The sequence below is a fragment of the Enterobacter sp. J49 genome (genome assembly GCF_002148625.1).
GTDB classification, from domain to species: domain Bacteria; phylum Pseudomonadota; class Gammaproteobacteria; order Enterobacterales; family Enterobacteriaceae; genus Enterobacter; species Enterobacter ludwigii.
In genome coordinates, this window is the sequence record NZ_MWPY01000008.1 from 1 (window position 1) to 11,569 (window position 11,569).

11 protein-coding genes and 2 pseudogenes are annotated in these 11,569 nt (G+C 48.3%); 11 read left to right on the forward strand and 2 right to left on the reverse strand.

Translation table 11 applies throughout. The features are described 5' to 3' along the window. The 11 genes and pseudogenes from BJP35_RS00045 to BJP35_RS00095 form a co-directional block, all read left to right on the forward strand. Positions 1-452 (forward strand): annotated as a pseudogene (locus BJP35_RS00045) (ATP-binding protein); the annotation flags it as partial. A gap of 371 nt (positions 453-823) precedes the next feature. Then, entirely contained in the window at positions 824-2,707 is a 1,884-nt protein-coding gene (locus BJP35_RS00050; RefSeq protein WP_143349612.1) for an O-antigen ligase, read from the forward strand. Positions 2,708-2,713: 6 nt separating this feature from the next. Next, positions 2,714-3,040, forward strand: a complete 327-nt coding sequence (locus BJP35_RS00055) for a cupin domain-containing protein (RefSeq protein ID WP_256971562.1) — start codon at positions 2,714-2,716, stop codon at positions 3,038-3,040. A gap of 5 nt (positions 3,041-3,045) precedes the next feature. Then, the gene (locus tag BJP35_RS00060; RefSeq protein WP_086462840.1) at positions 3,046-3,822 is read left to right on the forward strand and encodes a glycosyltransferase family 2 protein; all 777 of its coding nucleotides are present in this window, start codon (positions 3,046-3,048) and stop codon (positions 3,820-3,822) included. Next, the gene (locus BJP35_RS00065) at positions 3,819-5,543 is read left to right on the forward strand and encodes a hypothetical protein (protein ID WP_086462841.1); all 1,725 of its coding nucleotides are present in this window, start codon (positions 3,819-3,821) and stop codon (positions 5,541-5,543) included. The genes BJP35_RS00060 and BJP35_RS00065 overlap by 4 nt, the downstream gene beginning before the upstream one ends. Positions 5,544-5,993: 450 nt before the next feature. Then, entirely contained in the window at positions 5,994-7,037 is a 1,044-nt protein-coding gene (locus BJP35_RS00070) for a WavE lipopolysaccharide synthesis family protein (protein ID WP_086462842.1), read from the forward strand. Continuing rightward, positions 7,024-7,872 carry an ABC transporter permease gene (locus BJP35_RS00075; RefSeq protein ID WP_179193649.1) on the forward strand — a complete coding sequence of 283 codons (849 nt, stop codon included), beginning with the start codon at positions 7,024-7,026 and terminating at the stop codon, positions 7,870-7,872. The genes BJP35_RS00070 and BJP35_RS00075 overlap by 14 nt, the downstream gene beginning before the upstream one ends. After that, the gene (locus BJP35_RS00080) at positions 7,869-8,606 is read left to right on the forward strand and encodes an ABC transporter ATP-binding protein (protein WP_086462844.1); all 738 of its coding nucleotides are present in this window, start codon (positions 7,869-7,871) and stop codon (positions 8,604-8,606) included. Before BJP35_RS00075 ends, BJP35_RS00080 begins: the two co-directional genes overlap by 4 nt. Beyond that, positions 8,603-9,241, forward strand: a complete 639-nt coding sequence (locus BJP35_RS00085; RefSeq protein WP_086462845.1) for a hypothetical protein — start codon at positions 8,603-8,605, stop codon at positions 9,239-9,241. Before BJP35_RS00080 ends, BJP35_RS00085 begins: the two co-directional genes overlap by 4 nt. Beyond that, positions 9,238-9,870, forward strand: a complete 633-nt coding sequence (locus BJP35_RS00090) for an HAD family phosphatase (protein WP_256971565.1) — start codon at positions 9,238-9,240, stop codon at positions 9,868-9,870. Before BJP35_RS00085 ends, BJP35_RS00090 begins: the two co-directional genes overlap by 4 nt. Further along, a complete protein-coding gene (locus BJP35_RS00095) occupies positions 9,867-10,304 on the forward strand; it encodes a hypothetical protein (protein ID WP_086462846.1) in 438 nt (145 codons plus the stop codon). Before BJP35_RS00090 ends, BJP35_RS00095 begins: the two co-directional genes overlap by 4 nt. Here the strand turns inward: BJP35_RS00095 and BJP35_RS00100 are convergent. Both BJP35_RS00100 and BJP35_RS00105 read right to left on the reverse strand, forming a co-directional pair. Then, positions 10,301-10,729 carry a hypothetical protein gene (locus BJP35_RS00100; RefSeq protein ID WP_086462847.1) on the reverse strand — a complete coding sequence of 143 codons (429 nt, stop codon included), beginning with the start codon at positions 10,727-10,729 and terminating at the stop codon, positions 10,301-10,303. The two genes, BJP35_RS00095 and BJP35_RS00100, sit on opposite strands and share 4 nt — an antisense overlap. 473 nt (positions 10,730-11,202) lie before the next feature. Beyond that, positions 11,203-11,569, reverse strand: a pseudogene (locus tag BJP35_RS00105) (ATP-binding protein); the annotation flags it as partial.

Genomic DNA, 11,569 nt, shown 5'->3' on the forward strand with positions numbered 1-11,569 from the left:
CCTCGGGCGTGGGAAAAACACATCTGGCGATAGCCATGGGCTACGAAGCAGTACGGGCGGGCATCAAGGTTCGCTTCACAACAGCTGCGGACCTGCTGTTACAGCTGACGACATCCCAGCGTCAGGGCCGTTACAAAATGACTCTCAATCGTGGTGTCATGGCCCCAAAACTGCTCATCATCGATGAAATAGGTTATCTGCCGTTCAGTCAGGAGGAAGCCAAGCTGTTCTTCCAGGTCATAACCAAACGTTACGAAAAGAGCGCGATGATCCTGACCTCCAACCTGCCGTTCGGGCAGTGGGACCAGACGTTCGCCGGTGATGCGGCCCTGGCCTCGGCAAGGCTGGATCGGATCTAACATCACTCACACGTAGTCCAGATAAAAGGAGAGAGCTATCGACTGAAGCAGAAACGAAAGGCCGGGGTTATAGCGGAAGCTAATTCTGAGTAAACAAGGTGGATCAATATTAAACCGTTGGTGGTGAGGGTTAGTGGATCACTTTTTACCCGTTGTTGACAGCAGAGCCATATTGGCTCTGCGGAGTTCCTCTTTGTGCGTGCGCAGGGCTTGTTCCATGGCTTTGGGTACATCCTTGTCCTGATTCTGGGCAATATAGTATTTCACATCCTCATTAGTTGAGTACGGCACACCTTAAGTTAACCACGGAAATACCTTTCAGGGATATGCAGTGTGGTTTATTATCCTGGAAATTCTTTGTTGAAAATTTATTTTTAGTGTAAAAATCTATTTATTTGTAATTTCTGGAACTATATTCCATTTGTGAGTGGGCGGGACTATCCTGTGGACATCTAGCCCGCCTTTTGAAACTGGAGCAATCCCTATTGATTTTTAGCGGGTATTTGCTTCTGTTCACCGGGCTGGCTCCGGTAACTTTTTTCCGGTTAACCCTTTGGAAAGATGCCATGTTAAATGAGTTGAAAACCTTCACAACCCGACGGATAAATGTCCTTTACGCCGCTTCATGGCTTGTGATGGCCACTGTGCTGTATCTTGGCATTCTTCCCTTACCATGGGTTACTCTGCCAGGCCAGGGTCTGTCATTAACCTTAAATATTCTTGTCTGGATGTGGTTGTCTATAGCTGGCGCGATGTTACTGCTGAAAAGCAATATGTGTCGGATAAGAGGGGGGCGTCTTGCTGTATTCTTGTTGGCAGGCTGTACGCTGATGAGTCTGCCGCTAATATGGACAGCCACCGGTTCAATTTTATTGTCTCTTTACCGTCTGACTGGCCTCTGGGCCTTGGCATTTTTCTTTATACTTCTCATGCAGTTTCCTCTGCGCGGTTGTCTGCGTCGCGGGCTCTACGCCATTGTTGTCTTTGCATGTCTTGTACAGGTATTTCTCAGCGTGTGGCAGATTGTTTTCCCGCTTTCGGCAGGTGAACATCTTTTTTATTCGTTCCGCGGAGCGAACGGACGACCGCTGGGTTCACTGCTGCATGTGAATCTGCTGGGCTCTTTCCTTACAACTGGACTGGGATGTGCACTCTGGCTTGCACTTACCGCCAGAAGTTATGCCTTTAGTATGGCAATGATGTTATGTGCATGTGTACTTTGTGCAGGTGTGGTCATTACGGAATCCCGAAGTGCTTGGCTTGCAGCTTTTGTGATTTGTCCGTTTCTCCTTATGGGGTTTGCGAAATACAAACCTCGTCTGTTAATTGGTGTAATTCTCTTTTTAAGCGCTGGTATCTTGGCTGGTCATGTTGGCTTGTCCCTGCGCCCCGTCGATCTCAATTCACTTATGGTGCCTGAGATTTCGACAACGTCGGCAGATTACCGCCCGACCGACGTCAGTGAGCGGCTCGACTTGCATCGCCATCATTCTGGCCAAGAACGCATAGCGATGTTGCGCGGGACAATAGAAATCATTAAGGCGCACCCCTTGACCGGCACTGGGTTGTCATCATTCGAAGTCCGATTTCCTGAGTATCTTGCCCAAAGCGGTGTAGATAATCCTTTTACGGTAAGCGTTCCGTTTCCACATAATGAAATTTTGTATGTCTGGAGCGAGGGGGGGGTGATAGCTCTGACTGGCCTGCTGATTTGGTTAGGGGTGTGGCTGATACCATTTCACTCCTTACTGAACAGACGCAGGATAAGTCTGACGGCATGTCGCGGTGCACTGACTTTGCCCATCATGATCCATATCATGCTGGAGTATCCTTTGTATCAGTCAATGATACATGCCTTTACATTGCTGCTGCTGGTCCGTCTGGCACTGCCGGTTACGTTTGTCCGAAGCGCCACAAGGTTCGCTCATAAAAGTGTCCGTATAGCTGGCCTTGGCGTGTCCGCAGCATGTATGACTTTTATGATCACCGGCCTTCAGTCATCTCGTATGATTCAGGAGGCGGAAAGCTTTCGCCTTATGGACGATATGCCATTGCAACAGGTGATGAATCCTTTTGCTCAGCCCGAACGACTGCGTTTTGATAACGCTGTTTATGCGCTTGTTCAATACAACTTCACACAAAACCATGACTGGCTGAACGTCTTCCAACGCCAGGCCAGCCAGTGGCTCCAGCACCATAACGACGCCAGCATGACAGCCTCAATGATACAACTCGCTGAGATGCGTAATGATGGTGCAACGGCTGAAAAATGGCGGCTCCGCGCTTGCCTCAGCTTCCAGCGTGACCCGCGTTTCGATTGCTCATCTTCTTCATCAAACAGGAAATAAGCCACTTTGATCAAGCAATTTAAACTAAAAGATATGGCCGGCGGTTGGTTCGTCGGGGATTTTGCACCTGCTGCACTGGACACATCCGCCGTAGAGGTAGCTGTACAACATTTTAAAGCAGGGGAACACTCGACTGCTCATCATCATAAAATTGCCACTGAGGTCACTTTGCTGCTCTCGGGGCTTGCGGTTATGGCCGGACGTACTCTTGAGCCCGGCGATATTGTGACGTTACCGCCAGGGGTGTCCTCTTCTTTCGAGGCGATTTCGGATTGTGTAACTGTTGTGGTTAAGCATCCTGGGGTTTTAAACGATAAATATATTGATGAGTAGTTTACATGCTTAATATTGTTATCCCCATGGCGGGGCATGGTAGCCGTTTCTCCCGGGCAGGATTCACTGAGCCAAAACCGTTTATTAAATTGGCCGGGGTTCCTATGATCGAACTGGTTATTCGCAATCTCCGCCCCAGCCGTAAGCATCGGTTTATCTTTGTCTGCCAGCAGGAACATCTTACTCAGTTCGATTTTCGTCAGCGCCTGGAGGCCCTGGCTCCGGGATGTAAAATTGTAGGGCTTTCACAAGTCACTGAAGGAACAGCATGCACCGTGCTGCAGGCTGCTCCGTGGATTGATAATGATGACCCCTTAATGATTGCAAATGCAGATCAGTGGGTAAATATTTGCATTGATGACTATCTCGATTATATGGATCGGTGTGCTACCGACGGGATGATCATGACTATGAATGCCCAAGATCCAAAATGGTCATATGTACTGCTTGACCAGCATAATCGTGTTTGTACAGTTGTGGAAAAAGAAGTTGTGTCAGAGATGGCGACGGTAGGAATCTACAATTTCTGTCATGGTAAGGTCTTTTGCCGCCTGGCCCGAAACATGATCGCCGAAAACAGGCGCAGTCAAGGGGAGTTTTACGTGGCTCCAGTGTATTCTGATCTTTATCGTGAGGGACGTACTGACATCGGATTTTATTGCATCGGTAAAGAAGGTGCCGGTATGCACGGGCTTGGTACACCTGACGACATGGAAGCATTCCTGGCTCATCCAATACTGGAACTGGCGCTGGCCGACTGCTCTGTGGAGCAGTTACCGTGAAAATTATCGCACTTGCTCATGAGCCGTCCTTGAAGTATGCCGCTATGAGGGATCGCCTTGATTTTGACCAGAGCTGGCTTGCAGTTCCTTCCGGCACAACACTATATACGTTTGCCCGGACTTCGTATACTGCCCGAAAAATTAGTGCACTTGAGCGGCTAAAACACCAGTATGATGGTGATGTTGTGTTGTCATTCTTTGCTGTAAGCCCGCTGTTTGCTCTCCTCACATGGGATATCGCTCATGCCATGCCGGTAGGCAGTACGCTGTATCTGCATAATTCTGATAATGTGGCCGGGTTACTCACCTCATCCTATTATCAGCTTGCTTTTAAAGAAATAAACGGCCTTGATGCTGGTGATTGTCGCGCGTTTATCAAAACCGACAGATTACCTGCGGAAGCGGAGAGAGGGCTGGATGGCTGGAGTTTTTGTATACCAACCGGTGACGGCGATCCGGAATGCCTGAATGCCTGCATTGCACGTATCCTGGAATTAGGTATTCCTCATTTCGAAATTATCCTGTGTGGAAGGCCTGCTCCAGGGTTTAGCTACTGGTCGCGGGTCCGTATTATTGGGGAAGATATTACAGAACCACCGCTACATATAACCCGCAAAAAAAATCTTCTTGTAGGAACTGCGCGTTTTAATAATCTGTGTATTCTACATGACCGGGTTCTGTTGCCCCGAAATTTTTACTCTGCCATTCAGCGAATGGGGGATGACTACCCCCTTACTGGTTTTCAGTCCTTCTGGTTCGCAGGACGGGGGCAGACACTTCCGTTGCGCTACTCAGATTTTGGTGTTGCTGATACTCGACCATTTGACGTCTTCCCGTCAGAACGACTTGCCAGGCAGGACATTCCGCACCTTGCAAGCCTTGCTCTGCACACCCAGCATCCCGCTCGTAGTGACTTTGGTCGCGATTATCTGACGGGCAGCCTGTATATGTGCAAACGTGCTGTATGGCAGCATATCCCTCAGAATGAAAAACTCTTCTGGTTGGAATATGAGGACGTAGAGCAGGCGATGGCCGCAGCAGCGGCCGGAGTACCTTCTCGCATTAACCCATATAGCTTCACCCGCTCGCTCTCTTACAGGACCATAATGCACCATTTTGGACGTGTAACAGGACGAACATATTCGGGTCGGAGGGTGTCTGAACGACCGTGGGGGATGTTTCTGCTTCCCCGACAGCCACATAGCAACATCACGGAAACCCACGCGTTGGAAAGGATGCAGACGTTTTGTAAACGTTATGGTGTCAGTTCTGAATTGCTTTCTCAAATGCCAGCAGGGTTAAGTGGCATAAAGCGTTATATATTGATTACACGTCTGCTCTGGGCGTTCAGGGGAGATACAACAGAGCTCCTTAATGACTGGTATCATCTGATCCTTTGTGAATCTCCCGTCCCTGTTGAGAAAGAATCCCTTGCCTCGGCTCTGGCTGGTTCTGTAACTCCAGAAAATATGAAGCTTGCCTGGCTACGCCACCCAACGCTTGTTCGCCAGGTATTCAATAATCCCTTCAGTTCCCCCTTTAAGCCTGATGAACCCGTGAGGTGCTCCCGGACGGGGTTATGGCTAGGGAGTCTGCTTTGCGCGCTCTGGCTTTGCTATGGCAGCCGCCATTCGGTGCTACGCATGTCATTTTGGGCTGTCTGGCGTGAGCTGGTCAGTAGTGCAATGACTGCCAGGGAGAAAAACTACTATGCGAAATAATCTTCGTATTATACGGGCTGAGACAACTGAACTTCATGCCTGGCTGGTGCAACATGATCCAATAGACGGTTTACCTAATGCCCGAAATACAGCTTGTCTGCTGATGACCCTGCGAGATGACCAGATTGTAATGGCAGAAAAATTATACAATGGAGATGATGCAAGGGTAGTGATCCTGGTGCAGTGCGGGCACAGTACATCTCCTTCAGTTGTCTGGCCAACGCTTAATAATTTTTATATTACCAGCCGCACCCGAGAGTCAGGGATAACAGTGTTTCTCAGTGGAAACACCACATTCTGGCACCATCAGCTTTGGGTCAGGCATCTTACTCTACATTCCCCAGGAAAAGCACCTGTAGTGCAGTTACTACTGTCCTTTTTCATTCGCTGTTTTATGCGCGAAGAGTGGTGGATGGCCGGGTTTCTACGGCGGTTCATCAGGAGAGGCAAATGAATTCACTGAGTATTGTGTTCCAGGGGCCTGTTTTGCGCAACGGCACACTATGCAATCAAGTCATTGACAATATTATTCGAACCCGGGCCGTATTCCCGCAATCCGAAATTATAGTCTCTACATGGTTCTGTGCGGTTGAACAAGAGCGGGCTCTGTTCAGCAGGATGAAGAAAGTGAACGTTAAGGTTATCCTGAGTAAGGATCCTGGACCCATTATCGGTAAAGATTGTTCTGGTGAATGGATAACAAATCTTAATCGGTTGTTAATTTCATCTTGGTCAGGCCTGCAAATTGTTACCCGCCCACTGACAGTGAAACTGCGCACGGATACCTGCCTGTACGGGCGAAGCATCGAGTCGTTGCTGGAGCGGTATGTTCTTGCAGACGAAGGACCAGCACGCGATGAGGCTTATCGAGTATTTAAAAAGCGGGTAATTAACTGCTCTTGGTTTGCGCGTGATGCCGAGGGCAGTCTGCCTTATCTCTTTCACCCTGGAGATATATTTCTTGCTGGTTTAACAGAGGATGTGCGGTTGTTTTTCTGCGCACCTTTGGCCACACCTGAACTTTTTTCACCCTCATCTATGCCGGGATTATGGTGTGCGTGGCGGTATGTACCCGAGCAGTGGTTCTGGATCTATGCCATTCGGCAGGTCAAGGGAAAAATGGAATATGAAGGCAATTTTTCGTACACGCCTACGCATATCGAGAGTTCAGAGCGTTACTTTCTTGCAAATTTCGTCCCTTTCTCATCCAAGGCACTACAGTTTTATTGGCAAAAATACTATCGCAGATACCCTTTACGGGGGTTATTCAGCTTATATACACACTCTCGCTGGTTACGACTCGCCGCCCGTTATGATGGAAAAGTCCAGTCCGGCTTCTTTGCAAAGGCTGACGGTGTACTTACAAGTGTGTGGCGAAGAGGCTATATCTTGCGTGTATGGATAATGCGCGTCCCGCTAATCCGGCGCATGGCACGAAAATTGTTTGTTCATCGCAAGAATAATGGAGACGAGCACCAACATGAACATTCTTAATAACACCAGAAGTATTCGGGGTGGGTTTATTTCGGATAAAAATAGCAGAGCCAGCCTAAGGGACATACTGGCATCGCATAATCTGATTGCCAGTTTGATCGGCCGTGATTTAAAGGTCAGGTACCACCAAACCTGGCTGGGCTGGGCGTGGGCGGTCATTAATCCGGCAATGCACTTAAGCCTGTACTACGTGATGTTTGGGATGCTCGTCCGCCTGCACACACCCGATTACGACGCGCCATATTCTCTTGTCCTTCTGTGTGGTCTGGTGTTGTGGATGCTATTTTCCACTACAGTCAATGTGGTGAGTGAATCCCTGCTCAACAATGTTCATCTGGTAAAAAAAGTGTATTTCCCCCGTATTGCCCTGACGCTGGCAAGTACCAGTGTCTGCATAATGGATTTTCTTATAGCGCTGGTTTTGCTCGGGATAGCTTTACCGTTATGTGGTTTTCACTGGTCTCCCTGGCAAATCCCGATTCTGCTGTATTGTGCGGTGATGACGGTGTTGTGCGGATGGGGAATAGGCTGCATATTTGCGGTTGCACGCCTTCGGTTTCGCGATGTCCGCCACATGATCCCCTTTGTTATTCTGGGAGGGTTTTATGCCTCTCCGGTTACCTGGACACCAGTATTGTTGCCGGCAGGCTGGCAATGGCTCCCGGATCTGAATCCGGTGGCTGGGTGTATCAGTCTGTTTCGTCATGTGTTGCTTGAAGGAGCCACCCCCTCTTTACTAGCCCTGGCTGTCATTCCTGTGGGGAGTGTTCTGGTAACTATCTTCGGCTACTACTTTTTTGTGCACTATGAGTCGGGAGTAATAGACCGGGAATGATCGTTTTTGAAGATGTAAGCAAACATTATACAGCCCACAATGCAGGTTGTAGATCTCTGCGGACCGCTCTGAGTCGGCAGCGAGGTTTGTCGTTACCCCAATTCAGTGCAGTCAGCAATGTCAGTTTCTCTGTAGCTGAGGGTGAGGCAGTAGGAATAATCGGGGGAAATGGTGCAGGCAAATCTACACTTCTGAAGCTACTCACCCGTGTGACGCGACCGAGTTCAGGGCGGATCATTACAGGCGGCAAGATTTCATCGCTTCTCGAGGTTGGAGCTGGCTTTCATCATGATCTTAATGGCAGAGAAAATATCTTCCTGACTGGGGCGATTCTGGGCATGCCTCGAAGACGTATCGCCGAACGGTTAGCCGACATTGTCACATTTTCAGAATTGGAAGCATATATGGAAAATCCTGTAAGGACCTATTCCTCCGGAATGCTTCTGAGGCTGGCATTCTCGATAGGGGTTCACCTGGACTGCGACATTCTGGCTATTGATGAAGCGATAGCCGTGGGTGATACAGGATTTCAGCGGCGTTGCATGGATAAAATCCTGTCTTTTCGCCGCAATGGCGGGACGATTGTACTTGTGAGTCACGTCGAAGAGCATCTGCGAGAAGTTTGCGACCGTGCACTGGTAATGGAAAAAGGGATGCTGATCTTTGATGGGGAAACTGACATCGCACTCGAGCGGTACGCGCAATATTGCAAACATAATCTGGAGAAAAAATGAATATTCTGGCCCACCGGGGTTATTGGTTGTCCCCAGGAGAGAAGAATCACCGAATCGCTCATGTCAGGGCATTCGAACATGGTTTTGGTATTGAGACGGATATACGGGATTTAGATGGTAAGCTTGTCGTCAGCCACGATATGCCACGAATGAATACAGCGCTTCCTTTGACTCATCTACTTGATGATTATATTACATTAAACAGTGAAGGTACGCTGGCGTTTAATATCAAATCGGATGGACTGAGCCGTCCATTACAACTTCTCCTGGAAAGATATGAGATCAGTCGTTATTTTTGTTTTGACATGTCAGTGCCCGATTCCCTGCATTACTTTCGCGCCGGAATGCCAGCAGCCGCGCGACTCAGTGAATATGAGCCCGAAGGATATCTGAGTAACCGAGCCCCTGTTCTCTGGATCGATTGTTTCGGTGAAAACCAGCTCGACCCGGAATGCCTTTATAGGTGGCTACTGAGCGGAAAAGATGTTTGTCTGGTTTCGCCGGAGCTTCATGGCAGAGATGCATCATTATTCTGGGAGCAGCTTTTGCAGATGCCCAAGGATATTACCAGACATCCTGGCCTTATGTTGTGTACTGATAACCCATTACTGGCTAAAAGGATCTTTAACTCGTGAAAATACGTGGTGTAATTTTTGATATGGATGGCGTGCTCATCGACGCGAGGGAATGGCATTATCAGGCCCTTAATCAGGCACTGGATTTTTTCTGTCTTGGCATCAGCCGTGAAGATCATGAGGGTGTTTACGACGGGCTACCAACCCGCGATAAGCTCAGAAAACTGAGTGAAGGGACAGGTTTGCCAATAGGATTACACGGTTTTATTAATGAGCTTAAGCAGCATTACACGGAACAGTTAATCTACCAGCATTGCTGGCCGGTCTTTGAGCATCAATATGCTCTGGCATGCCTTACTGGCAATGGGTATCGTCTGGCAGTAGCATCAAACTCAATCAGAAAAACTATCGAAACGATGCTGAGAAGAGCAAACCTGCTACCTTATATAGAGTTTTTCCTCTCGAACGAAGATGTAGCAAACGGTAAGCCAGACCCAGAAATTTATCTTAAAGCTATTCACAGGATGGAGATGATCCCGGAGGAATGTGTGATCGTAGAGGATAACCCACACGGCATCACTGCGGCACGAGTTGCGGGAGCCCATGTCATGGAAGTGAAAGATCCATCCGAGGTAACATGGCAGGGAATACGAGATTTTATTGAAAAATGTGAGGGAAAAATAGCATGAAAAATCAATTTTTACTGGTAGGTTCTTCTTTTCCGCCAGCTCAGTATGCCGGCTGGCAAACATTCTGGTGTGTCCAGTCTTCTAAATGCATTCAGAATAATCTGGACATTATAACCATCTCCCTGCCAGTGGCAAGGATGCCTGCTCTGAGCCAGGCTCTCTTTGCTCTGGACAAGTTGGAGCTGCAAAAACCATTAGTAATTAGTACGGTATCGCTGACGGAAGCCTCCGTTAACACCCTTGTTTGCTCAGGCAGGATTACTGCATGGCTGCCCGAGCCGAATTATGGATACATGAGTTTTCCAACGGCAGCTCAGTTTACCAGTCTGGCAAAAGAGGCTATGAGGGCACACAACCCGGCGAAGGGTGATATCACACTCGAAGATGTCTGGTGTCAGGTGTTACTGAAAGATCATAAACCCGCAGCCGCTTAATCCTGTTCAGACTGAGTCTTTACTGAAGACTGAAACAGCGACCCAGAGCGAGGCGGGTAAGCATGCTCCACTTTTTCTACCAGCTCACGGGTCAGGTCATTTCGAATATCATTACACACCCGGGATATTTTATAATTATAAGCCGCATCCATAATTGTCACGCTGCTTTCGCTGATATTCGACCTAACGTTGCGATAAACTCTCTCCTGCGTCAGAATGTTGGCCAGCTCCGTGTTTCTTTTATGCCATGCGGTCTGACTGACCTGGTGTAATGATTCAAGTTCCCGGGTACAGAAACTCAACTCCAGCCTTTGCTCATCAGGCCTGTTTAACGAATTTGTCCTGTTAACTGGATCCTCGTCGTGAGGACTCTGGCAGGCTGTTAATAATCCACTCACGATAAGCAGACCAATCACTTTATACATTAAAAATCTCCAAAGTAGGCTGAATCGGGCAATTTACGGAAAAGAAGCATCCGTGGGGAAACTTTTCCAGAGGTTATCATAGAAAGCTATGGTCTGGTATCCAGCATATATCGATGTTATGACATTCTGCTTCCGGAAAAACCATATTATGACATATTGCTGATAACTTTACTGATGCTGTCAGCTCCCACAATACCTCAGTCTGTTACACATACCTTTGCTTACCATCTCTGCAAAGGTTAAAAAGCGTACGTGAATTTTATTCCGACAAGCATATTCTGGGGGCTTATAACCCTTTACAGCGATGTACAGTAATGATGTAAGTGTTCCGCAAAAAAATTGAGCAATAATCCAGCATGCTGAATATGTCATTCAAGAAGATATAATCTGAAAAGACCGATTTACTGTCAACAACGGGTAAAAAGTGATCCACTAACCGTCAACACCAACGGTTTAATATTGATCCACCTTGTTTACTCAGAATTAGCTTCCGCTATAACCCCGGCCTTTCGTTTCTGCTTCAGTCGATAGCTCTCTCCTTTTATCTGGACTACGTGTGAGTGATGTTAGATCCGATCCAGCATCGCCGAGGCCAGGGCCGCATCACCGGCGAACGTCTGGTCCCACTGGCCGAACGGCAGATAACCTATTTCGTCGATGATAAGCAGCTTCGGGGCCATGACACCGCGATTGAGTGTCGTTTTGTAACGCCCCTGACGCTGGGATGTCGTCAGCTGTAACAGCAGGTCCGCAGCTGTTGTGAAGCGAACCTTGATGCCCGCCCGTACTGCTTCGTAGCCCATGGCTATCGCCAGATGTGTTTTTCCCACGCCAAAACAT

Excerpts from the sequence above, each read along its gene's own strand:
- BJP35_RS00060 (WP_086462840.1), top strand. The coding sequence starts at position 3,046 with ATGCTTAATATTGTTATCCCCATGGCGGGGCATGGTAGCCGTTTCTCC.
- BJP35_RS00070 (WP_086462842.1), top strand. The coding sequence starts at position 5,994 with ATGAATTCACTGAGTATTGTGTTCCAGGGGCCTGTTTTGCGCAACGGC.
- BJP35_RS00075 (WP_179193649.1), top strand. The coding sequence starts at position 7,024 with ATGAACATTCTTAATAACACCAGAAGTATTCGGGGTGGGTTTATTTCG.
- BJP35_RS00080 (WP_086462844.1), top strand. The coding sequence starts at position 7,869 with ATGATCGTTTTTGAAGATGTAAGCAAACATTATACAGCCCACAATGCA.
- BJP35_RS00085 (WP_086462845.1), top strand. The coding sequence starts at position 8,603 with ATGAATATTCTGGCCCACCGGGGTTATTGGTTGTCCCCAGGAGAGAAG.
- BJP35_RS00095 (WP_086462846.1), top strand. The coding sequence starts at position 9,867 with ATGAAAAATCAATTTTTACTGGTAGGTTCTTCTTTTCCGCCAGCTCAG.
- BJP35_RS00100 (WP_086462847.1), bottom strand. The coding sequence starts at position 10,729 with ATGTATAAAGTGATTGGTCTGCTTATCGTGAGTGGATTATTAACAGCC.